The sequence below is a fragment of the Streptomyces sp. NPDC031670 genome (assembly GCF_055580545.1).
On the sequence record NZ_JBVILC010000015.1, the window covers coordinates 152,780 to 178,042 of the forward strand.

The 25,263-nt window shown below is 72.8% G+C and carries 29 protein-coding genes and 1 tRNA gene; 16 read left to right on the forward strand and 14 right to left on the reverse strand.

Annotated features, from left to right (window positions below):
* The first annotated feature begins 121 nt into the window (after nt 1-121).
* Nucleotides 122-1,363, forward strand: a complete 1,242-nt coding sequence (locus tag ACZ5ID_RS26280) for a cytochrome P450 (RefSeq protein WP_468902650.1) — start codon at nt 122-124, stop codon at nt 1,361-1,363.
* Here the strand turns inward: ACZ5ID_RS26280 and ACZ5ID_RS26285 are convergent.
* Together ACZ5ID_RS26285 and ACZ5ID_RS26290 are read right to left on the reverse strand one after the other, a co-directional pair.
* Nucleotides 1,353-1,622: a DUF397 domain-containing protein gene (locus ACZ5ID_RS26285; protein ID WP_468902537.1), complete on the reverse strand. Its 270-nt coding sequence runs from the start codon at nt 1,620-1,622 to the stop codon at nt 1,353-1,355. The two genes, ACZ5ID_RS26280 and ACZ5ID_RS26285, sit on opposite strands and share 11 nt — an antisense overlap.
* Nucleotides 1,603-2,430 carry a helix-turn-helix domain-containing protein gene (locus ACZ5ID_RS26290; RefSeq protein WP_468902540.1) on the reverse strand — a complete coding sequence of 276 codons (828 nt, stop codon included), beginning with the start codon at nt 2,428-2,430 and terminating at the stop codon, nt 1,603-1,605. Before ACZ5ID_RS26290 ends, ACZ5ID_RS26285 begins: the two co-directional genes overlap by 20 nt.
* Before the next feature lie 94 nt (nt 2,431-2,524).
* On the opposite strand from ACZ5ID_RS26290, the gene ACZ5ID_RS26295 reads away from it, so the two are divergent.
* The gene (locus tag ACZ5ID_RS26295; RefSeq protein WP_468902543.1) at nt 2,525-2,992 is read left to right on the forward strand and encodes an ATP-binding protein; all 468 of its coding nucleotides are present in this window, start codon (nt 2,525-2,527) and stop codon (nt 2,990-2,992) included.
* Here the strand turns inward: ACZ5ID_RS26295 and ACZ5ID_RS26300 are convergent.
* Entirely contained in the window at nt 2,951-4,231 is a 1,281-nt protein-coding gene (locus ACZ5ID_RS26300; protein ID WP_468902546.1) for a M48 family metalloprotease, read from the reverse strand. The genes ACZ5ID_RS26295 and ACZ5ID_RS26300 overlap by 42 nt on opposite strands.
* A 160-nt stretch (nt 4,232-4,391) precedes the next feature.
* On the opposite strand from ACZ5ID_RS26300, the gene ACZ5ID_RS26305 reads away from it, so the two are divergent.
* Nucleotides 4,392-5,093, forward strand: coding sequence for a pyridoxamine 5'-phosphate oxidase family protein (locus tag ACZ5ID_RS26305; RefSeq protein ID WP_468902549.1), 702 nt, complete (start codon nt 4,392-4,394; stop codon nt 5,091-5,093).
* Here the strand turns inward: ACZ5ID_RS26305 and ACZ5ID_RS26310 are convergent.
* The gene (locus tag ACZ5ID_RS26310) at nt 4,997-7,063 is read right to left on the reverse strand and encodes a bifunctional glycosyltransferase 87/phosphatase PAP2 family protein (RefSeq protein ID WP_468902552.1); all 2,067 of its coding nucleotides are present in this window, start codon (nt 7,061-7,063) and stop codon (nt 4,997-4,999) included. The genes ACZ5ID_RS26305 and ACZ5ID_RS26310 overlap by 97 nt on opposite strands.
* 265 nt (nt 7,064-7,328) lie before the next feature.
* On the opposite strand from ACZ5ID_RS26310, the gene ACZ5ID_RS26315 reads away from it, so the two are divergent.
* A complete protein-coding gene (locus ACZ5ID_RS26315; RefSeq protein WP_468902556.1) occupies nt 7,329-8,474 on the forward strand; it encodes a DUF2330 domain-containing protein in 1,146 nt (381 codons plus the stop codon).
* 228 nt (nt 8,475-8,702) lie between these two features.
* Here the strand turns inward: ACZ5ID_RS26315 and ACZ5ID_RS26320 are convergent, their stop codons facing one another.
* Both ACZ5ID_RS26320 and ACZ5ID_RS26325 read right to left on the reverse strand, forming a co-directional pair.
* A complete protein-coding gene (locus tag ACZ5ID_RS26320) occupies nt 8,703-9,098 on the reverse strand; it encodes a hypothetical protein (RefSeq protein WP_468902558.1) in 396 nt (131 codons plus the stop codon).
* A gap of 146 nt (nt 9,099-9,244) precedes the next feature.
* Nucleotides 9,245-9,844, reverse strand: coding sequence for a hypothetical protein (locus ACZ5ID_RS26325; protein WP_468902561.1), 600 nt, complete (start codon nt 9,842-9,844; stop codon nt 9,245-9,247).
* 88 nt (nt 9,845-9,932) lie between these two features.
* Between ACZ5ID_RS26325 and ACZ5ID_RS26330 the strand changes: the two genes are divergently transcribed.
* On the forward strand, nt 9,933-10,436 hold the full coding sequence (locus ACZ5ID_RS26330) for a GNAT family N-acetyltransferase (RefSeq protein WP_468902564.1): 504 nt from the start codon (nt 9,933-9,935) through the stop codon (nt 10,434-10,436).
* An 87-nt stretch (nt 10,437-10,523) separates the two neighbouring features.
* Here the strand turns inward: ACZ5ID_RS26330 and ACZ5ID_RS26335 are convergent, their stop codons facing one another.
* Nucleotides 10,524-12,578, reverse strand: coding sequence for an MDR family MFS transporter (locus ACZ5ID_RS26335; protein ID WP_468902567.1), 2,055 nt, complete (start codon nt 12,576-12,578; stop codon nt 10,524-10,526).
* A 542-nt stretch (nt 12,579-13,120) separates the two neighbouring features.
* On the opposite strand from ACZ5ID_RS26335, the gene ACZ5ID_RS26340 reads away from it, so the two are divergent.
* Both ACZ5ID_RS26340 and ACZ5ID_RS26345 read left to right on the forward strand, forming a co-directional pair.
* The gene (locus ACZ5ID_RS26340; protein ID WP_468902570.1) at nt 13,121-13,651 is read left to right on the forward strand and encodes a peptidoglycan-binding domain-containing protein; all 531 of its coding nucleotides are present in this window, start codon (nt 13,121-13,123) and stop codon (nt 13,649-13,651) included.
* Nucleotides 13,652-13,851: 200 nt separating this feature from the next.
* Complete coding sequence (locus ACZ5ID_RS26345) at nt 13,852-14,517, forward strand: HAD-IA family hydrolase (RefSeq protein ID WP_468902573.1); 666 nt, start codon at nt 13,852-13,854, stop codon at nt 14,515-14,517.
* Between the two features lie 128 nt (nt 14,518-14,645).
* Here the strand turns inward: ACZ5ID_RS26345 and ACZ5ID_RS26350 are convergent, their stop codons facing one another.
* Both ACZ5ID_RS26350 and ACZ5ID_RS26355 read right to left on the reverse strand, forming a co-directional pair.
* Nucleotides 14,646-15,227, reverse strand: a complete 582-nt coding sequence (locus ACZ5ID_RS26350; protein WP_468902576.1) for a TMEM165/GDT1 family protein — start codon at nt 15,225-15,227, stop codon at nt 14,646-14,648.
* Nucleotides 15,228-15,579: 352 nt separating this feature from the next.
* Nucleotides 15,580-16,347: an ABC transporter permease gene (locus ACZ5ID_RS26355; protein ID WP_468902579.1), complete on the reverse strand. Its 768-nt coding sequence runs from the start codon at nt 16,345-16,347 to the stop codon at nt 15,580-15,582.
* 259 nt (nt 16,348-16,606) lie between these two features.
* On the opposite strand from ACZ5ID_RS26355, the gene ACZ5ID_RS26360 reads away from it, so the two are divergent.
* From ACZ5ID_RS26360 to ACZ5ID_RS26370, 3 genes are all read left to right on the forward strand, one after another.
* Nucleotides 16,607-17,260, forward strand: coding sequence for an HNH endonuclease family protein (locus ACZ5ID_RS26360; protein WP_468902582.1), 654 nt, complete (start codon nt 16,607-16,609; stop codon nt 17,258-17,260).
* 275 nt (nt 17,261-17,535) lie between these two features.
* Entirely contained in the window at nt 17,536-18,018 is a 483-nt protein-coding gene (locus tag ACZ5ID_RS26365) for a DoxX family protein (protein ID WP_468902585.1), read from the forward strand.
* 152 nt (nt 18,019-18,170) lie between these two features.
* The gene (locus ACZ5ID_RS26370; protein ID WP_468902653.1) at nt 18,171-18,812 is read left to right on the forward strand and encodes a DedA family protein; all 642 of its coding nucleotides are present in this window, start codon (nt 18,171-18,173) and stop codon (nt 18,810-18,812) included.
* Here ACZ5ID_RS26370 and ACZ5ID_RS26375 read toward each other — a convergent pair.
* Nucleotides 18,796-19,026 carry a DUF2277 domain-containing protein gene (locus ACZ5ID_RS26375; protein WP_468902587.1) on the reverse strand — a complete coding sequence of 77 codons (231 nt, stop codon included), beginning with the start codon at nt 19,024-19,026 and terminating at the stop codon, nt 18,796-18,798. The two genes, ACZ5ID_RS26370 and ACZ5ID_RS26375, sit on opposite strands and share 17 nt — an antisense overlap.
* Nucleotides 19,027-19,077: 51 nt before the next feature.
* Here ACZ5ID_RS26375 and ACZ5ID_RS26380 point away from each other — a divergent pair, with 51 nt between their 5' ends.
* Complete coding sequence (locus ACZ5ID_RS26380) at nt 19,078-19,521, forward strand: RNA-binding S4 domain-containing protein (RefSeq protein ID WP_468902589.1); 444 nt, start codon at nt 19,078-19,080, stop codon at nt 19,519-19,521.
* Between the two features lie 134 nt (nt 19,522-19,655).
* Complete coding sequence (locus ACZ5ID_RS26385) at nt 19,656-19,940, forward strand: hypothetical protein (protein ID WP_406556281.1); 285 nt, start codon at nt 19,656-19,658, stop codon at nt 19,938-19,940.
* Between the two features lie 106 nt (nt 19,941-20,046).
* Here the strand turns inward: ACZ5ID_RS26385 and ACZ5ID_RS26390 are convergent, their stop codons facing one another.
* Both ACZ5ID_RS26390 and ACZ5ID_RS26395 read right to left on the reverse strand, forming a co-directional pair.
* A complete protein-coding gene (locus tag ACZ5ID_RS26390) occupies nt 20,047-20,853 on the reverse strand; it encodes a CbtA family protein (protein ID WP_468902593.1) in 807 nt (268 codons plus the stop codon).
* Between the two features lie 17 nt (nt 20,854-20,870).
* Nucleotides 20,871-21,092, reverse strand: a complete 222-nt coding sequence (locus ACZ5ID_RS26395; RefSeq protein WP_468902595.1) for a CbtB domain-containing protein — start codon at nt 21,090-21,092, stop codon at nt 20,871-20,873.
* 256 nt (nt 21,093-21,348) lie between these two features.
* Between ACZ5ID_RS26395 and ACZ5ID_RS26400 the strand changes: the two genes are divergently transcribed.
* Nucleotides 21,349-21,912: a histidine phosphatase family protein gene (locus ACZ5ID_RS26400; protein ID WP_468902598.1), complete on the forward strand. Its 564-nt coding sequence runs from the start codon at nt 21,349-21,351 to the stop codon at nt 21,910-21,912.
* A 71-nt stretch (nt 21,913-21,983) separates the two neighbouring features.
* On the opposite strand, the gene ACZ5ID_RS26405 is transcribed toward ACZ5ID_RS26400, so the two are convergent.
* Nucleotides 21,984-22,055, reverse strand: a tRNA-Val gene (locus ACZ5ID_RS26405).
* A gap of 198 nt (nt 22,056-22,253) precedes the next feature.
* Between ACZ5ID_RS26405 and ACZ5ID_RS26410 the strand changes: the two genes are divergently transcribed.
* The 3 genes from ACZ5ID_RS26410 to ACZ5ID_RS26420 all read left to right on the forward strand — a co-directional run bounded on the left by ACZ5ID_RS26410 (nt 22,254) and on the right by ACZ5ID_RS26420 (nt 24,580).
* The gene (locus ACZ5ID_RS26410; RefSeq protein ID WP_468902601.1) at nt 22,254-23,654 is read left to right on the forward strand and encodes a hypothetical protein; all 1,401 of its coding nucleotides are present in this window, start codon (nt 22,254-22,256) and stop codon (nt 23,652-23,654) included.
* An 86-nt stretch (nt 23,655-23,740) separates the two neighbouring features.
* On the forward strand, nt 23,741-24,301 hold the full coding sequence (locus ACZ5ID_RS26415; protein ID WP_468902604.1) for a DUF4383 domain-containing protein: 561 nt from the start codon (nt 23,741-23,743) through the stop codon (nt 24,299-24,301).
* 57 nt (nt 24,302-24,358) lie between these two features.
* A complete protein-coding gene (locus ACZ5ID_RS26420) occupies nt 24,359-24,580 on the forward strand; it encodes an FmdB family zinc ribbon protein (protein WP_468902607.1) in 222 nt (73 codons plus the stop codon).
* A gap of 3 nt (nt 24,581-24,583) precedes the next feature.
* Here ACZ5ID_RS26420 and ACZ5ID_RS26425 read toward each other — a convergent pair whose 3' ends face one another.
* Nucleotides 24,584-25,243, reverse strand: coding sequence for an O-methyltransferase (locus tag ACZ5ID_RS26425; RefSeq protein ID WP_406556816.1), 660 nt, complete (start codon nt 25,241-25,243; stop codon nt 24,584-24,586).
* Nucleotides 25,244-25,263 lie beyond the last annotated feature (20 nt).

Sequence of the window (25,263 nt, forward strand, 5' to 3'; positions counted from 1 at the left end):
CCGCGCGAGAACGAACACCCCCCGCACCCTTGCGACTTGTAGAACCCGTTACTACCTTTCAGGCAATTCTGATGGGTCGTCAGAAACCGTGTCCGAACGTGCCGACCGGATGGAGCTGCCGATGCGCTGCCCCCACCTTCCCGAGGGGTTCGACTTCACCGACCCCGACCTGCTCCAGGACCGCGTCCCGTACCCGGAGTTCGCCGAGGCGCGGCAGACCGCCCCGGTCTTCTGGTGCTCGCAGCCGCACGGTCTCGCCGGCTTCGGCGACGACGGCTACTGGGTGGTGACCCGGCACGCCGACGTCAAATACGTCTCCACCCACCCGGAGCTCTTCTCCTCCACCACCAACACCGCGATCATCCGCTTCAACCAGAACATCACCCGGGACCAGATCGAGGCCCAGCGGCTGATCATGCTGAACATGGACCCGCCGGAACACACCCGCGTACGCCAGATCGTCCAGCGCGGCTTCACCCCGCGCGCGATCCGCTCGCTGGAATCCGCCCTGCGCGACCGCGCCCGCCGGATCGTCGACACGGCCCTCGCCGCATCCGAAGGCCACGACTCCTTCGACTTCGTCACCAACATCGCCGTCGAGCTGCCGCTCCAGGCGATCGCGGAGCTCATCGGCGTACCGCAGGAGGACCGCACGAAGATCTTCGACTGGTCCAACAAGATGGCGGCGTACGACGACCCCGAGTACGCCCTCACCGAGGAGATCAGCGCCGAAGCCGCCATGGAGATCGTCAGTTACGCGATGAACCTCGCGGCGGCGCGCAAGGAGTGCCCGGCGAAGGACATCGTCTCCACGCTGGTCGCCGCCGAGGGCGAGGGCAACCTGCTGGCCGACGAGTTCGGCTTCTTCGTCATCCTGCTGGCGGTCGCGGGCAACGAGACGACCCGCAACGCCATCAGCCACGGCATGCACGCGTTCCTCACCCACCCCGACCAGTGGGAACTCTACAAACGCGAGCGCCCCGAGACCGCCGCCGAGGAGATCGTGCGCTGGGCGACACCCGTGGTGTCCTTCCAGCGTACGGCGGTCCAGGACACCGAGCTCGGCGGCGAGAAGATCAAGGCGGGCGACCGCGTCGGCCTGTTCTACTCCTCCGCCAACAACGATCCCGAACTCTTCGACGAGCCCGAGCGGTTCGACATCCTCCGCGACCCCAACCCCCACCTCGGCTTCGGCGGCGGAGGCCCGCACTTCTGCCTCGGCAAGTCGCTGGCGGTGCTGGAAATCAACCTGATCTTCAACGCCATCGCGGACGCCCTGCCGAACCTCACCCTCGCGGGCGACCCGCGCCGCCTGCGTTCAGCGTGGCTGAACGGCATCAAGGAGCTTCAGGTCACGCCGTAACGGATCTGACGAACGCGCCGAACGCGGCGGGAGAGAGCGTGATGACCGGGCCGTCCGGGACCTTGGAGTCGCGGACGGCGACGGTGTGGGGGAGGTCTGCGACCTCTATGCAGTCGCCCCCCTGGTCGCCGCTGTGCGAGGACTTGCGCCAGGCGGCGCCGTGGAGGGTGGCGCATTCGACGCACTCGCCGCCCTGGTTGCCGCTGTAGCTCGACTTACGCCACTGGGCGGCGGCCAGCTCAGAGTTGTTGCTCCCCATAGCGCTCCTCCATTACCTGCCGGATCAGCTCTGCCGAGTCCCGCAAGGACAAGGAGGCTGCCTGGAGGTGATCGTAATAGAGGCAACAGTCCTTGACGATATCCGGGTTGGCCGTTGGATGCCCCATGCCGTAGCCCTCGGTGTAGACGATCGCCGGGTCGTCGGAGAAGCGGAAAACGGTGAAAGATCCTTGCAACCCGGCATGCGCCCCGACTGTGTGCGGCAGCACCTGGATGTTGACGTGCGGGAGGTTCTCGTAACCCAACAGGCGCTCAAGTTGCTCACGCATCACTACTCGGCCGCCGATCTCCTGGCGCAGAGCCGATTCGCTGAGGATCGTCCACAGTACCGGCGGGTGCTCCTTTTCCAGGATCCGCTGTCGAGCAAGCCGTACCGCTGTCCGGTCGTCCAGATTGGTGCTGTCCACCACACCCAGCACCGCCCGCGCGTACCCCTCCGTCTGAAGCAGCCCATGCACCATGTGCGTCTGGAACGTACAGATCTCCGTCGCCCGAGCCTCCAGCTCGGCCACCTGCTGGAACCACGCCGGAAGCTGGCTTCGCAGGACGAGGGGGAGCAGCCGGGACAGTAACCCGCCCGTGCCGAGCGCCGCGTCGGCGCGCTCGCTGAAGTCCGCCGTGGGGAGTTTTCTCGCTGTCTCGATCTGGCCGATGAGCGAGCCGGTGTACGCGATGATCGCGCCCAGTTGTTTCTGGGTGAGCCCGCCCGCCTCGCGGTAGCGGCGGAGCTCGTATCCGTAGTAGTCGAGCGGCGACGCGCTCGGGTCGAGGACGTTGATGTGGACCACGGCGGGTACCCCCTCGGACGCAACTCCGCTGACACGTGCGCGGGTTGTATTCGTTTCGTAGCCGAGAGTAGCCATCGGGCTGGACGCTCGTACCGTGAACGACAATTCCCAGTACGGCATGCGCTTGACGGTCGGTGCGCACTCCGCCCGCCACGTCCGCAGGATCGTCCGTACCCACCTCGACTCCTGGGCCATGTCCGACCTCGTGGACGCGGTCGAACTCGCCGTGACGGAGCTGCTCGCCAATGTGGTGCGGCATGTGCCTGACCGCTACTGCGAGTTGCTGCTCCAACGCCGCCCGCACGGCGTCCGGGTCGAGGTGTCGGACCGCCATCCGCAGCTTCCGCTTCCCCTCGACGCGTCGGAGGAGGACGAGTTCGGGCGCGGGCTCGTCCTCCTCGATGCGGTGGTCGACCGGTGGGGGGTGACACCGGGGCAGGTCACGGCCGGTAAGACGGTCTGGTTCGAGTGCGGCAGCGCACCGGCTGCCGCCCCCGTCAGTAAGCCGTCGCCCAGAAATTCAGCCCGCGTAGTCGCGGATCACCTTCCGCGCCACCCGTGACCGCGCGCCCGCGAGCTCCGCGTCGACGGCGGCGGTGCAGTCGTCGGTCGGGCGGACGGCGGCCGGGTACGGCACCGGAGCCTCGGCCAGGCGCCTGCGGCGCAGGTGGGTCGGCGGGTGGGTGGAGTCGACGGCGTGGCCGCGCAGGGCTCCGGCCCGGCGCAGGCGCTCGTACTCGTGCTCGGGTACGGCGGCGATACGCCCGGCGAGGCGGTCCCACAGACCCCGCTCGGCCTCCTCGCGCGCTCCGTCCGCGCGACCCTTGGACTGGGCGGTGACCGACTCGCGGCGCAGCTCCAGCCGCACGGAGTCCGTGACCAGGAGGCGGTCCAGCAGTTCCACGGCCGCCTCGGTCGAACCGGCGCGGGCGGCGGCCTCGTCGGCGAGGTACTCGGCGCGCTGGGTCGCGCGCAGGGTGAGGTGGTCCAGCAGGCCGAGCACGCCGTACACCGCCCATCGCGGCACAGCCATCAGGTAGTTGGCGAACCGCTCGGCCAGGCCCGGGTTCGGGATGGGGGCCAGGAAGTACACCCACAGGGCGAGTGAGCGCAGCGCGCTGTGGAGGACGTGGCCGTGCCGGGTGTCGCCGTTGGCGTAGTGGCCCAGCTCGTGGCCGAGGAGGGCGACGCGCTGGCGCGGGGTCAGCACCTCCCACAGGCCGAGGCCGAGGTAGAGCACCCGGCGCCGGCGTATCCCGTAGGTACTGACGGCCGCGTTGGCGTCCGGGTCGATCACCACGGCGTCCACGCCACGCGTCCCGACGACGGCCGCGACCTCGTCGATCAGGCCGAACAGGCGGGGCGCGTCGGCTCGGTGCAGCACCGGCTCCTCACCGGTTTCGGGCAGGGAGCCGAAGCGGGGGCGGAGGACGTACGCGATGCCCAGGAGCACCAGGCCGAGCGCCCAGCCGCTGAAGGTGTCGAAGCGGCAGGCGATGAGCGCCACCCCGGCGACGGCGAGGCCGAGCGTGACGGCGTGCACGAGGAGCGCCAGGACCCACGCGAGGACGTTGGGCAGGTCCTTGCGGGGACGGCCGTCGACCCCCTCGGCGAAGAGCTGCTCGCCGTGGCGCCGGGCCAGCCGTCGCCGCAGCGCTTCGAGTCGCCCCTCGGGCGCCTTGGGCGCGCTCGGGTCGACGTTCCAGCCGCAGGCGGCGCACCACGTCACGAACCTCGGGTCGACGGGTACGTCCTCGCCGCAGTCCGGGCAGAGCTTCGCCGCCGATTGTCCGGTCTCCACTGTTGCTTTCCCCTCCCCTGCGTGGCCCCTCCCCTGGCGCCGCGCGCGAAGCCGGCGCGGTGCGCGCCGACGAGGCAGGGTATGACCTCACCCCTTGATTGCCCGCATGGCGACTGAAATAGTTGTCGGCGCACTGTGTGTCAACGGAATCGGTGGGGGAATGAGCTTCCAGGAGCAGAATCAGCAGCAATCGGGGCAGCTCGCGGTGACCGGGCGGACCCGGCACCGGCGGCTGCGGGAGCAGGGCAGCACCGAGGTGGCCGACCTCGACGCCGTGCTGCGCGCCGGCTTCGTCTGCCACCTCGGCGTGGTGGTCGACGGCACGCCGATGGCCGTTCCCACGGTGTACGGCGTGGACTTCGCCACCCGTACCCTCTACCTCCACGGCTCCGTGGCCAGCCGCAGCCTCGTGCAGGCGCCGGACCGCACGGTGTGCGTCACCGTGACGCACATCGACGGGCTCGTCCTCGCCCGGTCGGTCTTCGAGCACGGGGTCAACTACCGCAGCGCGATGATCTACGGCGTGCCGCGCCCGGTCACCGGCGGCGACGAACTCCTGCACGGGCTGCGGGTCGTGACCGAGAACTGCGCTCCGGGGCAGTGGGAGTACGCGCGCGAGCCCAGCCGCAAGGAGCTCGCCGCCACCTCGCTGCTCGCGCTGACGCTGGAGGAGGCGTCCGTGAAGACCGCGTCCGGGCCGCCCCAGGACGGGGACGGCCCGGACGGCGAGCTCGGGCTGTGGGCGGGCGTGGTGCCGCTGCGGACCTATTTCGGCGCGCCGGAGCCCGACCCGGCTCTGCCCGCCGACATCGCGCTGCCGCCCCATGTCGCCGCTCTGGGCGCGGGCGGCTCGGGGAGCTGAACGCCGCGCGGGCCCGCCAGTACGTACACCAGGGCGAAGCCCGCGCCGACGACCGTCGCGCCGCCCACCGCGTCCAGCACCCAGTGGTTGGCGGTGACGACGATCGCGCAGACCGTGAAGAGCGGGTGGAGCAGGCCCAGGGCCTTCATCCACAGCCTGGGGGCCACCACCGCGATCACGATCCCGCACCACAGCGACCAGCCGAAGTGCAGCGAGGGCATCGCCGCGTACTGGTTGGTGACCTGTGTCATCGCCCCGTAGTCCGGATTGGCCAGGTCCTGCGGGCCGTGGACGGTGTCGATGAAGTCCATGCCCGGCATCAGACGCGGCGGGGCCAGCGGGAAGAACCAGAAGCCGAGCAGGCCGAGGAGCGTGGCGAAGCCCAGCGCCGAGCGGGCCCAGCGGTAGTCCACCGGGCGGCGCACGTACAGCACGGCGAGGATCGTCAGCGGCACGATGAAGTGGAACGTCTCGTAGTAGAAGTCGAAGAACGAGCCGAGCCACTTCACGTGCTGGATCGCGTGGTTGGCCCAGTGCTCGATGTCGATGTGGAGGGCGCTCTCGATGGACACGATGGTGCGGCCGTGCGCCTGGGCCGTCTCCCGCCCGGCGGTGGCCTCCAGCCGGATGTGGGAGTACGCGGAGTAGCCGACGCGGATGACGAGGAGTTCCAGGAGAAGGTTGGGGCGGCTGAGCACCCGGCGCCAGAACGGCAGCAGCGGGACGCGGGCCCAGCGGGCGGGGAGGGGGCGCGCGTACGTGGTGGGGACCGGCGTGCGGAAGTGCTCGGAGGTGCGCGCCAGGAAGGGGACCAGACAGGCCGCCGCCAGCGCGGTCAGCAGCGGAACGTTTTCTCGCAGCGGCTGGAGTAACCCCACGTTGGGCAGCAGCACCGCGCCCGGGAGCGTCATCACCAGGACGACCACGGCGGGCCAGGCGGCCCGGTCACGTGCCTTGGTCCCGGCCCGGCCGACGATCGCCAGCAGCACCCACAGGAGCTGGTGCTGCCAGGCCGTGGGCGAGACGGCGACCGCGACACAGCCGGTGAGGGCGACGGCGAGCAGTAACTGCCCGTCGCGCGCGTACCGGACGGCCCGGCGCAGCCCGACGACGGCCACGGCGGCGGCGAGGACGACGAACAGGGCGATCTCCAGCGGACCTTCGAGGCCGAGACGGAGCAGCGCCCCGTGCAGGGACTGGTTGGCGAGGCCGTCGGGGCGCGCACCCAGCCCGGCGCCCGCCACGTGGTGCACCCAGTACATCCAGGAGTCGTGCGGCATCACCGCCCAGGTCAGCGCGGTCGCCCCGGTGAAGGTGGCGGTGGTGGAGAGAGCCGCGCGCCGGCGTCCGGTGAACCACAGCAGCGGGACGAAGAGGAGCACGGTGGGCTGGAGGGCCGCGCCGACGCCGATGAGCACCCCGGAGCAGCGCTCACCCCGTACGGCGAAACAGCCGAGCAGGACGAGCAGGACGGGGATGATGCTGGTCTGCCCGGTGGTGAGGGCGTTGCGGACCGGCAGCGAGACCATGAGCAGACTGATGGCGACGGGCACGGCCGGCACCGCACCGCCGCGCGAGAGCGGTCCCGGCAGCGCGCGGGCGGCCACGGCGCCCAGCACCGCGACCAGCAGCAGCGTGGAGAACGTCCAGGCCACCCCGAGCGCCTGCTCCGCCGCGTGGGTCAGCGGCTTGAGGACGAGCCCGGCGAAGGGAGTGCCGGTGAAGTGCCCGGTGTCGTACAGGTCGCCGCGCACGTGCAGCACGCCGTCCGTGCCTGCCGCGCCGGTCCAGGTCTCCAGGTCGGTGAGCCGTTTTCCGGGGGGCAGCCGCAGGACGTGGGCCATCTGCCGTATCGCGAGGACGGCCGCCAGGAGCCACATGACCACCCGGGCCGTGCCCATCCGGGTGCCGGCCGCCTCCGCGTCCAAGTCCACCGTGCTGCCGCGTCCGCCGTGCTCCGCATTCGCCACGCCGCGCCGAACCTCCCACCGTCTCCCGTTGGCCCGCTGTTCGTCTGCCGCACGGCCCTCCGGCCGTGGGGCGGCCTGCCCTCAGAGCCTCGCACCACCCCGGTCAAGAGACTCAGGCAACCCCCACTTCGCCTGACTGTCACCCGTGTTTTGACCGGAATCACCACGACCGGCGTCCACGGCGTACCGGAACCGGACCCGCCGCGATGCCGTCGTAGCTCCCGTCGGCGATCCCGCCGACGGGTGGCGTACGGAAGGCGGGGGCATGCGCGGCAGAGGCGTCGGACGGCGGACTTGGCTGGTCACGGGGGCGTTGCTGGCGTTCCAACTCGGCTCGCTGGTGTCACCCGCGTACGCCTGCGGGTGCGGTGCGATGGTCCATGGCACGGGTACGCGACTGGCCGTGCGTCAGGAGACGTCGGCGGTGCGGTGGGACGGACACAGCGAGCAGATCGTGATGAGTCTCACGGTCGACGGCGACGCCCCGAAGGCGGCGTGGATCATGCCGGTGCCGCACCGGGCGACGGTGACGCTCGGCGAACGCGCGCTCTTCTCCGATCTGGAGCACGCGGTGGCGCCGGTGCACCGGGACCGGGACCACTTCTGGCCGGAGGACGGCGACTGGCCGTTCTCCCACGCCCACGACCGCCGCGCGGTCGGGGACGGCGCCGCGGCCCCGGGTGCGGCGGCGCCGCCGGTCGGTGTGGTGGGCCGCGAACGCCTCGGCCCGTTCGACGTGGCCCGCCTCACGGCCACGGACCCGGCCGCGCTGCGCGACTGGCTGACGGCGAACGGCTTCCGGCTCCCGCCCGCGCTCTCCACCGAGCTGCGGCCGTACGTCGACGCCAAGTGGGAGTACGTGGCGGTCCGCCTGGCCCCCGCGTCCGGCGACGGCCCCCTGTCGGGCACGCTCGACCCCCTCAAGCTGACGTTCGCGAGCGACCGACTGGTCTACCCGATGCGGCTGTCGCGCCTGGCGAAGACGGCGCAGTCGCTGCGGCTGTACGTGGTCGCGGCCCACCGGATGGAACCGGGGTCGGCGATCGGGGGCGGGGCGCCGGAGGTGCTGTACGCGGGGCGGGTACCGGATGAATCCGCCGAGCTGGCGAGGTTCGCGGGGACGTACGGGGCCGGGGCCCCCTACCTCACGGCCCTGAACCAGTCGTTCGAGCGCCCGTCGCAGATCACGGGCGACCACGAACTGGTCCGGGCGACCGACGACGCACCGTTCCAACGGGTGATCTACCGGGACCGGTTGATGCGGGTGGGTGGGGTGCCGGCGTGGCTGGTTTCGGTGGGGGGCGGGGTGGTGGCCGTTCTTTCGGCGACGCTCCTACTCCTGCGCCGCAGGGCAAACCGCCGCCCGGTCACCCCACCACGACCGGTGGTGGTACCGCCACCGCTGGGGTGAGGTTTGTGGCGGCGGGGGGGCGGTGGCGTGCGGGTCTGCGTTCGTCTGCGGGCAGGTGGGGGGCTGGGCGCGCAGTTCCCCGCGCCCCTTGGGGGCTGGCCGCCTCCCCGAGGGAACAGGCTCAGCCACAGCCCCCTCGGGCGACGGCCGCCGCAACCACGGACCCCCCAGGGGCGCGGGGAACTGCGCGAGCAACCCACCACGGCTCGCAGACGGAAGACCGCCCGGTTACAGCTCCAGCATCCGCTCCGTCAGCTCACGGCACTCCCGCAGCGCCAACCGCAACTCCTCCGTCTCGCTCTTGGCGGAGAGGTCCGGCCGCCGCTCCTTCACGAGTTCCGCGATCCGCGCGGCCGTCTCGCCCAGTACGGCGTCGGCCTCCTCGGCGGACTTGCGGGGCTCGTCGATGAACCCGGTCACCGCCCGGTGCAGCCGCAGCGCCCACTTGTCGCGCTCCTCCGTGGGGAGCAGGGCGAGCGGCGCGAGGTCGGCCGGCGGAGGCGGCGCGGGCTGCTCGCCCGGCACCATGGCCGTGGCCGTGGCCGAGCCGGACGCACCCATACCCGGCTCCGGCACGCTCAGCGCGGGGTCCTGGGCCCGCCCGGCCGCACCGGACCCCGGCACACCCGTACCGGTCTCCGTACCGGAATCCCGTCCCCCCGGATCGGACGCCCGTACCGCCGGAGCCACTTGGGGAGCCGCCGGGACCGCAGCCTCGTCCAGGCCCCCTTCAGGCCGGGGAGCCGCCCCCGATTCGTCGTGATGCCGCATCACACCGCCCCCTTCGCATGGCGCCGCGGCAGAGCCGGGCGGCGCGTCGGCTGGGCGTGGCGCGGCCCGGCCGTCAGTAGCTCCTCGAACAGGCTGCGGGCCTCGATGACCGCCTCCCGTATCTCCTCGGTGTCACCCGTGCCCCGGGCCGCGCGGTGCACCCGGCGGTAGCCGTCGAGCTGCCCGGCGTGGTGCACGGACAGCGCCGCGATCTGCTCCTCGTACGCCTTCGCCGCCGGGAAGCCCCGCTCCTCGGCGAGAGCCGCCACCAGCTGGTCGGCCGCCTCGGCCGCCCGCCGCGGCGAGTCGACGAACTGCTCCTGCACGGCCGCCCAGCGCGCGAGGTAGTGCTCGCGGACCTCGGGGGCCAGCGGGCGCACGGAGAGCGAACCGTGCCGCTTCAGCCGCTCGGTGAGTTCGCGTTCGGCGGCCCGGCGGTCCCCGTCGTGCAGGACGACCGCCCGGTCGTATTCGGGACCGAAGCGCTTGCGCAGTCCGCGCCCCCCGGCCGCCGACCCGCGCAGCGCGAACCGGACGACGACGGCGAGCACGGCGAGGGCGAGCACCGCGATCAGGACGACAATCACGATCGTGGACATGTGTGCCTTCCCGGTGAGTTGGGCCTTGTCCGCCGGGTTGCCGGGAATTCGGTGGCCAAACGGTGCCTGCGTCGGGTAGGCAGACGCCATGAGTTGGATCATGAACCGCGAGCCGTACGACTCCCCCGACGCGGCACTGCTCCGCCGCGAGTACTACGACGAGGTGGCGAGCCGCTGGTACGGGCGCCCGGCCACCGCCGAAGAGATCGAGCACGGCCTCACGGACGACGGCGCCGACCGGCTGCGGCCTCCGCTGGGCGACTTCGTGGTCGGCCGCCGCGACGGGGTGGCCGCCGCGTGCGGCGGCATCCTGCTCTGCGAGACCGCCCCGGTCATCGACGGAACGGCCCCCGCCACCGCCGAGCTGACCCGTGTCTACGTACGCCCGGGTCTGCGCGGCACCGGCGGCGGCGCGGCCCTGCTCACCGCGCTGGAGACGGCGGCGCGCCGGCTCGGCGCCCGCCGCGTGGCCCTGGACACCCGCCACGACCTGGTCGAGGCGCGGGCGCTGTACGCGCGCAACGGCTACCGCGAGATCGCCCCCTACGCCCAACGCCCTTACGCGGAACGGTGGTTCGCCAAGGAGTTGTGAGGACCGGAGCGGAAAGGCGCCCCGTGCACCGCGCGAAGCGGCCCGCTCACCGCAGGCGGCACCCCCCACCCTCAGGAGGGACCCCGCTCACCGCATGTGGTCCCGGTGCGGCTGCGGCCCGCGCGGCAGCTCCCCGTCCGATCCGGACAGCTCGGCCGTCAGCTCCTCCACCAGTCTGACCAGGTCGGTCGGGCGGTCCGGGCCCCACCAGTCGCCGAGCAGCTCCGCCAGGGACTCCTCGCGGGCCCGGCCGAGCAGCAGGGCGGTCGCCCGTCCGCTGTCGGTGGCGAGCAGCTCCCTGCCCTCACGCCGGGCCAGACCGCGTTCCTCCAACTGCCGCCCGCCCTCCGTGATCACGGTGAGCGGCACGGGCGTGTGCTCGGCCAGGGCGGCGGGTTCGGCGGAGCCGTGCCGCTGGATGCGCAGCAGCAGCCAGCTCGCGGCGGGCAGCAGGTCGAGGCCGGCCCTGGCGGTGATCTTCTGGTAGACCGCGCGGCGGCCCTCCCGGGTGCCCAGCACCGACAGCGCCCGCGCGCACTCGTCGTACGACGAACGCTCGACGGGGTTGGACGCCACGGTCTGGCTGGCGTCGGGCGCGGTGACCGCGCCCCGCAGCTTGTCCTCGCGCAGGAACCAGGCGATGGCGAAGGCGAGCAGCGTCACCGGGACCGCGTAGAGGAAGACATCGGTGATCGACTGCGCGTACGCGTGCAGCACCGGGGGACGCAACCGCGGCGGCAGTTGGGCGATCGTGCGCGGGTCGGCGGCCAGTCGGGAGGGCCCGGTGCCCGGCGGGAGCACACGGCCCGCCAGCGCGTCGGTGAGCTTGCCGTTCAGCCGGTTGGTGAAGATCGTGCCGAAGATCGCCACACCGAAGGAGGCGCCGATCGAGCGGAAGAAGGTCGCCCCGGAGGTGGCCACGCCCAGGTCCCGGTAGGCCACCGCGTTCTGGACGACCAGGACGAGCACCTGCATCACCAGGCCGAGCCCCGCGCCGAAGACGAAGAAGTACAGGCTCATCTCCCAGGTGGAGCTGGCCTCGGTGAGCCGGTGCAGCAGCAGCAGACCGACGGTGACGATGGCCGTGCCCGCGATCGGGAAGACCTTCCAGCGGCCGGTACGCGACACGATCTGGCCGGACACGGTCGACGTCAGCAGCAGCCCGAACACCATCGGCAGCATGTGCACCCCGGACATGGTGGGGGTGACGCCCTGCACGATCTGGAGGAACGTCGGCAGATAGGTCATCGCGCCGAACATCGCGAAGCCGATGACGAAGCTGATGACGGCGACGAGCGTGAAGGTGCGGATACGGAACAGCTTCAGCGGAAGGACCGGTTCCGCGGCCTTCCGCTCGACGGCGACGAACGCGGCGAGCAGCACCGCGCCCAGCACCGCGAGCCCGATGATCTGCGCCGAGCCCCAGGCCCAGGTGGTGCCCCCGAGCGAGGCGACGAGGACCAGACAGGTGGCGACGGAGGCGATCAGGAGGGTGCCGAGGTAGTCGATGGTGTGCCGGGTGCCGTGCACGGGGATGTGCAGGACCGCCGCGATCACCAGGAGCGCGACGACGCCCACCGGCAGGTTGACGTAGAACACCCAGCGCCAGCTGAGGTGTTGCGTGAAGAGTCCGCCGAGCAGCGGACCGAGGACGCTGGTCGCCCCGAACACGGCGCCGAACAGGCCCTGGTACCGGCCGCGTTCGCGCGGCGGGACGAGGTCGCCGACGATCGCCATCGACAGGACCATCAGCCCGCCGCCGCCCAGGCCCTGGAGCGCCCGGAAGGCGATCAACTGCCCCATGTCCTGCGCGATTCCGCACAGCGCCGAGCCGATGAGGAAGATCACGATGGCGGCCTGGAACAGCTTCTTCCTGCCGTACTGGTCACCGAGTTTGCCCCAGAGCGGGGTCGCGGCGGTGGAGGCGAGCATGTACGCGGTGACCACCCACGACAGATGCTCCATCCCGCCGAGTTCGCTGACGATGGTGGGCAGGGCGGTGGAGACGATGGTCTGGTCGAGCGCGGCCAGCAGCATGCCGAGCAGCAGCGCGCCGATGGCGACGAGCACGGTCCGCCGTTCGCGTCCGGCGCCGGGCCCGTCCCCCGGGGAGAGTGCCGTGGGGGCCGTTTCCTGAGCCATGGGCACGCCCCTCTCTGTCGCCGTCCGTGCCCCGCCTCTCTCCATCCTGATAGCAATGTCCGAAAATGGCCTGCCGGGCAAGCCGGGGCCCCCTCCGACGCCCCGCCCGGGACCTGCATAATCGCAGGCAGTTCAAGGGGAGGGGACCCAAAATGACGGGACACGCATGTCCTGAATGCGGTGCATACCGCGAGCCCACGGGCAGACCGACCTGCACGTGCCCGGCACCGGACCCGGCGCCTCAGGAGGACTTCGACCCCCTGCGGATCAGGCCGTACGTAACCCTGGAAAACCTGAACCAGCCCCTGACCGCACCCCCGGGGGCACGGGGAACGGCGGGCCCAGCCCACGACGACCCGCACCCGGCACCCCACACCCTGGCCGCACTCCCTGACACCGACCACCCCATCCCCCCAGGGGCGCGGGGAACTGCGCGACCGGCCACGGACAACCCGCGCCCGACCACCCGCAAAGGCAACCGCACCCCCCGCCCCCTCTGGCTGACCCTCGCCGCCGCAGCGGCAGCCACCACCGCCTTCGCCGTGAACGCCCTCCTCGGCGGCGGGGACGAGGGCGAAACCGGCGCGTCCACCACCGTCAGCACCGCCCCCTACACGGAAGCCACCCCCACCCCCTCCACCCCGAGCCGCCCCCACACCCCCCGCACCCCCACCGGCACGGCCGCCCCCTCCCCCCACAAGCCCACCTCGTCCCCCACCCCCACCCGTACGTCCGCGCAGCCGTCCACCCCCACCCGGTCCCGCCGCCCCGCCGCACCCCCCGCGGCCACCCCGTCCCAGATCACCGGCACCGTCGACGACACCACCACCGCCCCGGCCCCGCCCCCCGCCACCGCCCCCGTACTGCGCCGGGGCGACAGCGGCCCCGAGGTCGCGGAACTCCAGGACCGGCTGGCCCAGTTGACGATCTACAACGGGAAGATCGACGGCCGCTTCAACTCCAAGACGGAGAACGCGGTGCGTACGTACCAGTCGTACATGGGTCTGGAGAGCGACCCCCCGGGCGTCTACGGCCCGGAGACCCGCAGGGCGCTGGAGGCGCAGACCTCCTAGGCGGACACACAGGCGCACCCCGCCCCGGGCGCCCGACCACGGACGGGCCGCCACCGTCACCCCGCCCCCGGCACCCCCACCCCCGGTTGGACCATGACGCTCCCCGTTTTGTATCGTGGTGGAACAAAGTGGTTCCGCCCGTACTCCCTGACCGGCGGGCGGAGCCACTTGTCTCCGCTCCCGCCCCCAGGAGTCCGCCGATGACGGCCACGCCCACCACCCTGACCGCCCGCGCCCTCCTCCTCGACATGGACGGCACGATCGTCAACTCCGACGCCGTCGTCGAGCGCTGCTGGCGCCGCTGGGCCGTGGAACACGGGCTGGACCCCGAGGAGGCGCTCAAGGTCGTCCACGGCCGCCAGGGCTACGCCACCATGGCGGTCCTCCTCCCGGACCGCCCGATGGAGCAGAACCTCGCGGACAACCGTGTGATGCTCGCGGCGGAGACGGCCGACACCGACGGCGTCGTCCCGGTCCCGGGCGCCCCCGCCTTCATGGCTTCCCTCGCCGGACTCCCGCACGCCCTGGTGACCTCGGCGAACGAGCCGCTGGCCCAGGCCCGGATGGGCGCGGCCGGGCTTCCGGTGCCGGCGGTACGCGTCACGGCCGAGCGGGTCGGCGCGAGCAAGCCGGACCCGGAGGGCTTCCTCAAGGGCGCCGCCGAGCTGGGCTTCGACCCGGCGGACTGCGTCGTCTTCGAGGACTCGGAGGCGGGCATCCAGGCGGGCCTGGCAGCGGGAATGCGGGTCGTGGGCGTGGGCCCCCGCGCCGCGGCCCACCACCCGACGACGCACGTCCCGGACCTGACGCACGTCACGGTGGCACAGGCCCCGACGGGCGGGCTCACCCTCACGATCACGCCGTAGCCGGGGCCCGAGGGGCGGTCCCGCAGGGCCGCCCCCACGGGCGGGGAACTGCGCGCCCAGCCACAACGGCCCGCAGCCAACCACCACCCCGCCCCGGCCCCGGTCCCCGGCCCCGGGACGCGCCCGCGTCAGCCGGTGACCGCCTCGAACAGGCTGAACCCCGCCAGCGCGGCCATCAGCGCCGCCGCCACCTTCGTGATCAACCGCAGCGGTACGTACTTCATGAGCGTCCGCCCGCCCACGATCCCCAGCCCGGCGACCGCCCACAGCGCCAGCACCGCGCCCAGCCCCACCGACAGCGGGCTGTCGTACCGCGCGGCCAGGTTCGCCGTCATGATCTGCGTGAGGTCCCCGAACTCGGCGACCAGGATCAGCATGAACCCCGCCCCGGACACCTTCCAGAACGATTGGTCGGCCGGGGCCTTCACCCCGTCCTCCTCCTCGTCCTTCTTGAAGAGCAGCATCGCCGCGCCCGCGAGGAACAGGACGCCCACGATCGCCTGGAGCAGCCGGTGCGGCAGCAGGGTCAGCACACTGCCCGCCGCGATGGCGAGCGCCACATGCAGCAGGAACGCCGCCGCGACGCCGACGAACACGTACGACGCCTTGTAGCGGGTGCCGAGCATCAGACCCGCGAGCGCGGTCTTGTCGGGCAGCTCGGCGAGGAAGACCACACCGAAGGTGATCGCGAGGACGGTGAAGCTGAACACGGAGTTTTCCTCAATCGGTCGGGCGCGGCGCGGCCGTACCGAGAGCGTTTCGCGAAAGGAATCCGGGGTCGCTTCGGCACGGCAGCGCCATGAAGCAAGCACGGACATGGACACTGCGGCCGAAGGTCTCGCTGGCGGGCCTCGCGGGCCTGCCTCCGGGCGCCGGCTGGTCGCTCCCTGGGGAGGTTCCAGCAGTATGTCGACGGTCCGGCGAAGAGCTACTCCCCTTCTGCTCCGTACAGAATACGTGACGCCATCCGCGCCCGGCAGGGGCCAAGGTCCCAAGGCCCCCGGATCCCACCCGGACGCACAGCGCCCCCGCGCCGGGCCCCGCGTCACCCGTCCCGCCGCGTCACCCGTCCCGGTGCGTCACCTCCCGGTGCGTCACGTCCCGGTGCACCCTCCCCCGCGCCACCAGCTCCAGCACCACCGAGACCGCCACCGCCTGCACCGCCATCAGCGCGACCAGCACGAACAGCTGCACCGCGCCCGCCTGCACCGGTGACGCCCCGCCGAGCAGCATGCCGACGAACGCGCCCGGCAGCGTGACCAACCCCACCGTCCGCGTCTGGTCGAGCCCGGGCAGCAGCGCGTCGGCGGCGGCGGGCCTGGCCACCTCCAGCCGGGCGTCCCGGTCGGGCAGGCCGAGCGCCATCCCCGCCTCCACCTCCCCGCGCCGCCCGGTCAGCTCGTCCAGCGCGCGCCGCCCGCCGAGGACCGTCGCGGTGAGCGCGCCGCCGATGAGGATGCCGGTGACGGGGATGAGCGCGATGCCCTTGACCGGGACGAGCCCGGTGAGCAGGAGCGCGCCGACCACCGGCACCACCCCGGCGGCGATCGGCAGCGCGGCCCACCGCCAGGTGGCGTTGGGCGTCATCCGCCGCCCGGCCGTACGCGTCGCCACCGCGTACATCAGCAGCAGGAAGCAGAGCAGCAGCGGCACCGAGCCGACCACCCAGCGGATCGCGCTCGCCACCACCGCGAGCTGAACCGCCGCACGCACCCCCGCGACCAGGATCTCCCTCGCCCGGCCGAGGTGCGCCAGCCCCGCGACCCCGGCGGCGACCAGGAGCAGTACGGCGAGAACGACCCCCAGCGTGACATTCACGGGCAGCAGCACGCGCCCACCGTACGCCGGGTGCCGGGGGCGGAAGCGGTGCCCCGCACCGGGTGGCGCATCCCTGGCATACGGGGCGTCAGTTCCCTTGCGGGACAAGGGCGATCAAGGAGGACGGAGATCGCCCCAACCCTTGATGTGACGTGCCCATGTCGCCACTCTGTTACCTGGCGCCCACCCCACGGAAACCCGGCGCCGCCACGATGACCGGGCCGCGCACCCTCGCGCCCGGCCAAGGTCCCCCCACGTCAAGGGAGTTCGCATGTCAGGTGTCTACGCGCGTCACGCCGCCAGGCTCTCCGCGCTCACCGCCTCCGCCGCCCTGCTCGCCACCGCGAGCCTGCTCGCCGCCCCCGGCGCCCAGGCCTCGCCCCCCGCCCCGGTCAGCGCCGCGACCGCGCGCACCTATCTCGCCGCCATGCCCGCCACCCCGGAGGGCTCCTCGGACGGCTACAGCCGCGCCAAGTTCCCGCACTGGATCACCCAGTCCGGCACCTGCAACACCCGTGAGGTCGTCCTCAAACGCGACGGCAGCAACGTCACCACGGACTCCAGCTGCGCGGCGACCGGCGGCAGTTGGTACTCCGAGTACGACGGCGCCACCTGGACGGCCGCCGCCGACCTCGACATCGACCACGTCGTCCCGCTCGCCGAGGCCTGGCGCTCGGGCGCAGCCGCGTGGACGACCGCGCAGCGCCAGGGCTTCGCCAACGACCTGACCCGGCCGCAGCTGATCGCCGTCACCGACAACGTCAACCAGGCGAAGGGCGACAAGGACCCGGCGGAGTGGCTGCCCTCGCGCACCGCGTACCGCTGCACGTACGTCCGGATGTGGGTGGACGTGAAGCACTACTACAACCTGACCGTCGACTCCGCCGAGAAGGCCGCGCTCCAGTCCGTGCTCAACGGCTGCTGACGGCCGGCCCACCGGCGGGCCTCCTCCACCGCCCTCCCCGGCGCCCCCACGACGGCGCCGGGGAGGGCGGCGGCATGAGCGGGCCCCGCTCCCCACCCCGCCACCCCGGCGTGTTGCCCGGATGTCCACGTATGCCCCCCGTAAAGATGAATTCCAGCCAACATCAACCGGAATTGCGCCATCTACTTAAACTTGAACTTGCAAGCACTAGTCAGGTCTACCTAACCTGAAGGCTCCACGGCCCCCGTCCCCCACACCGAAGGAGCCCGTCCCCCATGGCTTCCCCCGCCTTTGCCTCCGCTCTGCCCACCGAGCGCGCCAAGCCCTACGTCCTGGGCCTCTTCCGCATCGTCACCGGCTTCCTCTTCGCCTGCCACGGCGCCGCCTCGCTCTTCGGCTGGTTCGGCGGCGCGGCCGGGACCGGCGGCACCATCGAGACCGGCGCCTGGCCCAACTGGTACGCGGCCGTCATCCAGCTCGTCGGCGGCGTACTGATCATGGCCGGACTCTTCACCCGCTCCGCCGCCTTCCTCTCCTCGGGCTCCATGGCGTACGCCTACTTCGACGTGCACCAGTCGGGCGCGCTGCTGCCGCTCCAGAACGGCGGCGAGGCGTCCGCCATGTACGCCTGGGCCTTCCTGCTGCTCGTCTTCACCGGCCCCGGCGCGCTCGCCCTCGACGGGCTGCTCGGCGGCCGGACCACCGCCACCGCACCGGCGGCCGACACCGCCGTCGCCCCGGCGGGCAGCGCGCGCTGACACACCGACACCCGAGCGGGCGCCCACCGGCTCGCCCCTGACTTCACACCCCCGGACGGAATCCCCACACGCCCCAGGCGTACGCTGTACGGCTGTACAGCGACCCGGCCGCGGACCAGCGGCAGCGGGACGCATTCCGTTCGGGGGTCGTGGTGCTGGAGAGTGTGGGGTTGCTGACCGGCAGCCCATGGATTTATGCGGTGGTGACTGTCTCCGTCCTCCTCGACGTGTTCCTCCCCGTCCTGCCCAGCGGAGTCCTGGTGATCACCGCCGCGACCTCGGCGGCGGCCGGGTCGACCACCGCGGCGGGCGCCCCGCATGCCATACGCGACGTCCCCGACCTGCTGCTCCTCGCCGCCTGCGCCGCCGCGGCCTCGGTCCTCGGCGACCTCGTGGCGTACCGCCTCGCCTGGCGCGGCGGGGCGCGGCTGGACCGGGCCATCGCCCGCTCCCGCCGGCTGACCCGCGCACAGGAACGTCTCGGCGCCGCACTGAGCCGGGGCGGCGGCGCGCTGGTCGTCATCGCCCGGTTCGCCCCGGCGGGCCGGTCCGTCGTCTCGCTCGGCGCGGGCGCGGCGCACCGCACCCCCAAGGAGTTCCTGCCGTGGTCCGCCCTCGCCGGGGTGGCCTGGGCCGGATACAGCGTCGGCCTCGGCTACTTCGGCGGGCGCTGGCTCGGCGCGACCTGGCTGGGCACGGGCATCTCCGTGCTCGCCCTGTTCGCGGCGGGCTCCCTCGCCGCCTACGTCATGCGCCGTCCGACGCCCGCGGGCGCGCCTACGCCGGCGTCCTGACCGGCACGCCCCGTATCTCCAGGCCTTCCAGCAGCTCGGCCGTGGCCCGCGCTATCTCGTCCACCGCCCGCTCGAAGACCTCCCGGTTGTGCGCCGCGGGCGCCCGGAAGCCGGACACCTTGCGCACGAACTGGAGAGCCGCCGCGCGGATCTCGTCATCGGTGGCCTCCTCGGGGAGGGCCGGCGGCCTGAGGGTCTTGATGCTTCTGCACATGCCTCAAGTGTGACGGGTACCACTGACAACGGCCTCGGTAGAGTCGGGGGCATGGCGGCAGCAGACGAGTCGAAGACGGAGCGGGCCGGGGCGCCGGGGACACCGGCGGTACCGCCGGCGCCGGCGGTGCCCTCGGAGCCCGTACGGATCGACAGCTGGATCTGGTCGGTCCGGCTCACCAAGACGCGCTCCCAGGCGGCGACGGCCTGCCGGGCCGGCCATGTCCAGCTCAACGGCGAGCGCGTCAAGCCCGCGCACACGGTGAAGCCGGGCGACGAGGTGCGGCTGCGGCTGGACGGGCGGGAGCGGATCGTCGTGGTCGCCAAGGTCATCCGCAAGCGGGTGGGCGCGGCGGTCGCGGCCGAGACCTACATCGACAACAGCCCGCCGCCGCCCGCCCGCGCGGACGTACTGGCAGCGGGCGTCCGCGACCGGGGCATGGGCCGGCCGACCAAGCGGGACCGCCGGGAGATGGAGCGGCTGCGGGGGCTGTAGGAGGCCGTGGGTGCGGCAGGGGTCCGCGGGGCACCGGCTCGTACATAACGCGCAGGCCGACTCCCTTCCGTGCGGAGTAACTTGGGGGCTCCGGGGGCCAGGGGAGCCCCCGATCCGTCCCGGAGGAACCCGCCATGATCCTGTTGCTTCTCGTCCTGGCGCTGGTCCTGTACGGCTTCGGCTTCAGCCCCGGCGGCATCGTGGTCTGCGTCGCCGTGGTGGCCGTACTCGCCGGCGCCCGGCGCCGTGGCCGCTCCACGGCACCGACCGGCGGCTCGTCCGGAGCCGGTGGACCCGGCCGCGGCACCGACACGGACTACCGGGCCTACCGCGCCCGCCGGGACCAGATGGCCCGGTGGGAGCGGCGTTACCGCAGAGAGCGGCGCATCCGTCTGTTCTCCGCGCGCCGCCCCGACTGATCGAGTGCCACCGCACCGCACCGTGCGGCGGGCCGCCGAGCACGAGCCACGCGCGCGAGGGCCCCGGACCGATGACGGTCCGGGGCCCTCGCGCGTACGGCGCCGGTCAGTGGGCGGGCGCGGGCTTGCCGTCGACGGCCTGGGCGCTCTCGACGCTTTCGGCGCTTCCGGCCGTGGTGCCCGCGCTCCCGGGCCGGGCCGCGGCCCCGGGCACCAGGAGCCGTTCGGCGAGGTGACCGAAGACCAGTCCGAAGCCGGTCCACAAGGTGGCCTGGATGGCCAGCGCGGCCAGCCGGAACTTCCACAGCAGCGTCGCCGGGAAGTCCTTCGGCACCTCGTCGACGGCGGGCAGGAACGCGTACGCGAGCCCGACGGCGACCAGGAAGGCGGCCGAGGCGGCGACGGTGGCGTTCCAGTCGCCCAGGCGGGGCGCGAGCCGCTTGCCGAGGAGCACGGCGGCGACGGCGAGCAGCACGCTCAGCGCGATCATCAGGAAGTACAGGGCGGTCCGTTTGCCGATGGTGTCGGGGTCGCCGACGGACGGCGGGTTCGCCGGGTACTTCAGGAACGGGACGACATAGACGGTCAGGAGGGCACCGAGCGAGACGAACACCGCCGTGGCGCGCGGCCCGAACCGGCCGATACGGCCGAGCGCGACACAGAACGCGAGCGCGGCGATACCGCCGACGGCGACGCCGAACACCAGCACACCGGTGGCGAGGCCACCGGTGGCCTGGAGCGTGCGGCTGAACACCTCTTCGCCGTGCTCGTGCGCGTGCGCCTCCTCGAAGTCGATCGCCGCGTCCACCCGGGGCTCACCCAGGAGGTACGCCACGACGAGCGCCAGGGCGCCCGCCGCGAGTCCGGCGATCATGCCCCGCACCAGCAGGGCCCTGACGGACAGGGAGTTCACGAGTGGTTCCCCTGGTCTCAGTGGCAGGGGAAGCCGAGCAGGTGGCGTCCGTCGTGCAGCCACTCGTGGACGTTCTCGCCGGAGAAGACGCTGGTGGCGCCCTGCTCGGAGCCGACGAAGTAGAGCAGCACGAGCATGAGTACGCCGAAGAACAGGGCCCAGGGGGCGATGGCCTTGAGCGAGATGGGAGTGATGGCCGGCGTTGCTTCGGCGCTGGGCGCAGGGGCGGAGAGAGCCACGGCAGAACCTCCTGGGGAACACGCGTCCCGGTCATTGGTGCCTTTGTCGACGGTGGTGGGTCTGACTTCCCCGTCTTCGCTCCCTGTCGGGGCTCGCCGGGTTCACAGTGGCGCGACCGTGCCGGAATCTCACCGGGCTTCCTTCACACCGTCTTCATGTCGACGAGACCGTACCGCGTGTCGGTCCGCGCCGCTACGGCGCACGGTGGCACCGCCCCCGCGCCACATGCGCGAACGGCCGTGCTCTGCTTGTCCCATGACCGTACGCGTGATGTTGATCTCACCCCCGGCCGACCGCTACGCGCGCGAGGCGAGAGTCGGCGACGACGCGGCCTCCCCGGACGAGGACGCCCTGCGCCGGGTGAAGGACGCGGTGGCGACGCTGCCCGTGCCGGGCCGCCGGCTGAAACCGCCCTCCTCCCACTACGAGTTGGCGGACGGCCTGCCCACCGGAGACGAACCGGCCCTGGCCGACTGGGATCTGGGCAGCTGGCGGGGGCGGCGCCTCGACGAGCTGAGCGCCGAGGAGCCGACGGGGGTACGGGCCTGGCTCACCGATCCCGCGGCGGCGCCGCACGGCGGGGAGAGCCTGTTCGCGCTCGTCGCGCGGGTGGGCGCGTGGCTGGACACGCTGCCCCCGGCGGGCGGGCGCGTCCTCGCGGTCGCCTCCCCCGCGGTGGTCCGCGCGGCCGTCACCCACGCGCTGGCCCTGCCCCCCGCCTCCTTCTGGCGGCTGGACGTGGCCCCGCTGACCCTGACCGAGCTCTCGGGCCGTTCGGGCCGCTGGAACCTGCGGTGCGGGCGGCCGGCGGGAGGCTGAGAGACCGGCTCCGAGGGGCGCCGGACACGCCGAAGGCCCCCGCCGTGATCGGCGGGGGCCTTCGGTACGGGTGGGCATGGACGGTTTCGAACCGCCGACATCTGCTTTGTAAGAGCAGCGCTCTACCCCTGAGCTACACGCCCGTGGCACATCCGTGGATGAGGGAACAGCCTACATGGCCCCCGGGGCAGGGCCGCAAACCCGTTCGCGGCGGGGCGGGCGGGCGAGCGGGGGTGGTGGTGCGGGGCGGCCCGGGACGGGTGCGAACTAATCGGCCGGTGTGTTCGTCCTTACCTGGTGGGAGAATGAACCGGCAGGCGGACACGGCACGGGAGAGGGATGTGACGGCGACACACGCGCGGCCGTACAGCAGAGCGGGTGCCATCGTCCCCGGTGCCGGAGCCGGAGCCGGAGCCCGGCGGGCCCTCGCGGACACGCTCGCGCTCGTCGCGCTGCCGCTGGTGCTCGGGGCCGCGCTGCTGCCCGGGGCCTTCGCCGGCGGCGGGACGCGCCGGTGGTTCGGCGGGCGCGGCGAGAGCGTCCGGGCCGACGCGCAGGCGGCCAAGGACGCGGCGGCAGCGGCCTTCTACGAGCTGGACACCGCCCAGCGCGACCTGCGGATCTCCATCGAGACCATCACCGCCGTGGACAGCTCGCCGGGCGCCCGCAAGGCCGTGGACGACTTCGCGGCGCTCGGCCGGCGGATCGACGAGGTCAGCAACGACTACATCACCGCCGTCGACGCGCACGACCTGGACCGCGACGACCTGGACGCCTCGGTGGCCGCCCGGGCCCGGGGCGAGCTGACGAAGGCCAAGGACGACCTCGTACGGGTCAAGGGCGAGCTCGACCGGTTCGAGCAGAGCCTGGGGCCGCTGCTCTCCACCGCCGAGACCCAGCTGGCCCGTCTCGCCCCGGCCGTGGAGCGGGCGCGACAGGCGCTCCTCGCCGCGAGCACCGCTCTCGATTCGGTGCGGGCGTCCGGACTGAGAGCGGACGACCTCGCCGCCCGCCTCGCCGCGCTCGGCCCCGAGCTGACCCGGCTCAACCAGGGCGCCGGGCAGCACGGCGTGCCCGAGACCCTGGAGCGGGCCCACCGGGTGCTGCGGGAGGCCGAGGGCGTGCGCGCCGAGGCCGAGCGGCTGCCCGAGCGGGCCGCCGAGATCGACCGCCGGCTGGTCTCGCTGCGGACGCGCGCGCAGGCGCTGACGACCCGGGCCGGGACCGTCGACCCGGTCCTGAGCGAGCTGCGGCGCCGCTTCTCGGCGGCCTGCTGGCAGGACCTCCAGCAGGTCCCCGACCAGGCGCTGGTGAACGTCCGGCAGGCCGAGGAGAAGCTCAAGGAGGCCGCCGCCGCGCGCGCCGACCAGCGCTGGGCCGACGCCACCTCCCGGCTCGCCACGGTCAGGGCGCTCCTGAACGCCACCGACGAGGCGGTCTCGGCCGCCGGGGACCGGCTGCGGCGGCTCGACGCGGTGGCGAAGGACCCGCAGCAGGAGATCGAGCGGACCCGGTTCGCGATCCGGGACGCCCAGCGCCTGGCGATGTCCGGCCGCTCCACCCCGGACCCGCGCCACGCCGGCCCGCTGGACGAGGCAGTGGCCCGCCTGGAGCGGGCGGTCGCCTCGCTGGAGGGCCGCCACCCCGACTACTGGCACTTCCTCACCGAGACCGAGGAGGTCCGCCGGACGGCCGCGCGCGTGGTGGCCCTGATCCGCGAGGAGCGGGGGCACGGGGGCTGAGCCGTCACGGCGTGTCACCGGAGGAGTTGTCGCCCCCGCGTCACGGGCGGATCCTTGGAGATACGGACGAGACGAGGAGGCCGCCCATGGCCACCCAGCCGATTCACCATCTGCGCCACCCCCGGCGCGCCCCCCATGTGTCCCTCGACGAGCATCTGCCGGTCGACCACCGGCTGAGCCGGGTCTACCGGTTCGGCGCCGGGATCATGGGGCTGTTCCTGCTCGTCTTCGGCATCCTGGGGCTCACCCACAACATCGGGTTCTTCGACACCGGCGGCAACGAGGTCGCGGGGCTGAGCACCAACGGCACGCTGAGCGTGATCTCGATCGTCGTGGGAGCGCTGCTCCTGTACGGCATGGTCAAGGGCGGCAACTTCGCCTCCTGGATGAACATGACGCTCGGGGTGCTCTTCCTGATCAGCGGGTTCGTGAACCTGGCCCTGCTCGACCGGGGCTCGGCGAACTTCCTCGCCTTCCGGATGCAGAACGTGATCTTCAGCTTCCTGGTGGGTCTGGCGCTGATGGTCTTCGGGATGTACGGCCGGGTCGGCAGCAGCCTCCCGCACGACAACCCGTACTGGAAGGCGCGGCGCGAGACGGAGGCGCGGTTGCGGCAGGGGTCCGTGCGGGAGCGGCCCATCCGCTGAGCCGGCGGGCCGCCGAACGGCTCCCCCTCGCCGCCCCCGGCCCGTTAGCCTGGGGCCATGCCTCGCTATGACTACCGCTGCCGCTCCTGCGGCGACACGTTCGAACTCAGCCGTCCGATGGCCGAGTCCGCCGCGCCCGCGACCTGCCCGGCCGGGCACGAGGACACCGTGAAGCTGCTGTCCACGGTGTCGGTGGGCGGCATGTCCAAGAACGCTCCGATGTCCGCGCCCTCGGGCGGGGGCGGGGGCGGCTGCTGCGGCGGCGGGGGCTGCTGCTGAGGGCTACCGCTTGCGGGACAGCGTCAGCCCGTCGGCCACGACCAGCATGACGCTGTCCATCCGCGCGTCCCGCAGCACGTGCTCGTTGAACCGCTGGATCCCGGCGGCGGGACCGGTCGCCGCCGGGTCCACGACCTCACCGTGGAAGAGCACGTTGTCCACCGCGATGAGGCCGTTCTGCCGCATCCTGGGCACCAGTTCCTCCCAGTACGCGATGTAGTTGTCCTTGTCCGCGTCCAGGTAGGCGAAGTCGATGTGCGGCTCGGCCGGCATCGCGCGCAGGGTCTCCGCCGCCGGGGCGATCCGCAGGTCCACCTTGTGCGCCACACCCGCCTTCGTCCAGGCCTCGCGCGCGTAGTCGGTCCACTCCCGCGAGATGTCGCACGCGATCAGCCGGCCGTCGTCGGGCAGCGCCCGTGCCATGGCGAGCGCCGAGAACCCGGTGAAGGTCCCGACCTCCACCACGTGCCGCGCGCCCGTCAGCCGGACGAGGAACTCCAGCAGCGGCGCCTGCTCCTCGGCGGACTGCATGCCCGCGCGGCCGGGCAGCCGGGCGTACGTCGTCTCCACGAGCTCGCGCTGCACCGCGTCCAGGGGCGGATTGTGCGCCAGCATGTACGCGTAGAGCTCGTCGGTGATCCTGGTGGTGTTTCCCTTGCTCATGGGGGCGAGTATGGGACCGG

Coding starts and splice junctions, on each gene's coding strand:
- ACZ5ID_RS26280 (WP_468902650.1), top strand. CDS start 122: ATGCGCTGCCCCCACCTTCCCGAGGGGTTCGACTTCACCGACCCCGAC.
- ACZ5ID_RS26285 (WP_468902537.1), bottom strand. CDS start 1,622: ATGGGGAGCAACAACTCTGAGCTGGCCGCCGCCCAGTGGCGTAAGTCG.
- ACZ5ID_RS26305 (WP_468902549.1), top strand. CDS start 4,392: ATGAGCTTCCAGGAGCAGAATCAGCAGCAATCGGGGCAGCTCGCGGTG.
- ACZ5ID_RS26315 (WP_468902556.1), top strand. CDS start 7,329: ATGCGCGGCAGAGGCGTCGGACGGCGGACTTGGCTGGTCACGGGGGCG.
- ACZ5ID_RS26325 (WP_468902561.1), bottom strand. CDS start 9,844: ATGTCCACGATCGTGATTGTCGTCCTGATCGCGGTGCTCGCCCTCGCC.
- ACZ5ID_RS26330 (WP_468902564.1), top strand. CDS start 9,933: ATGAGTTGGATCATGAACCGCGAGCCGTACGACTCCCCCGACGCGGCA.
- ACZ5ID_RS26335 (WP_468902567.1), bottom strand. CDS start 12,578: ATGGCTCAGGAAACGGCCCCCACGGCACTCTCCCCGGGGGACGGGCCC.
- ACZ5ID_RS26345 (WP_468902573.1), top strand. CDS start 13,852: ATGACGGCCACGCCCACCACCCTGACCGCCCGCGCCCTCCTCCTCGAC.
- ACZ5ID_RS26360 (WP_468902582.1), top strand. CDS start 16,607: ATGTCAGGTGTCTACGCGCGTCACGCCGCCAGGCTCTCCGCGCTCACC.
- ACZ5ID_RS26365 (WP_468902585.1), top strand. CDS start 17,536: ATGGCTTCCCCCGCCTTTGCCTCCGCTCTGCCCACCGAGCGCGCCAAG.
- ACZ5ID_RS26375 (WP_468902587.1), bottom strand. CDS start 19,026: ATGTGCAGAAGCATCAAGACCCTCAGGCCGCCGGCCCTCCCCGAGGAG.
- ACZ5ID_RS26380 (WP_468902589.1), top strand. CDS start 19,078: ATGGCGGCAGCAGACGAGTCGAAGACGGAGCGGGCCGGGGCGCCGGGG.
- ACZ5ID_RS26385 (WP_406556281.1), top strand. CDS start 19,656: ATGATCCTGTTGCTTCTCGTCCTGGCGCTGGTCCTGTACGGCTTCGGC.
- ACZ5ID_RS26400 (WP_468902598.1), top strand. CDS start 21,349: ATGACCGTACGCGTGATGTTGATCTCACCCCCGGCCGACCGCTACGCG.
- ACZ5ID_RS26415 (WP_468902604.1), top strand. CDS start 23,741: ATGGCCACCCAGCCGATTCACCATCTGCGCCACCCCCGGCGCGCCCCC.
- ACZ5ID_RS26420 (WP_468902607.1), top strand. CDS start 24,359: ATGCCTCGCTATGACTACCGCTGCCGCTCCTGCGGCGACACGTTCGAA.
- ACZ5ID_RS26425 (WP_406556816.1), bottom strand. CDS start 25,243: ATGAGCAAGGGAAACACCACCAGGATCACCGACGAGCTCTACGCGTAC.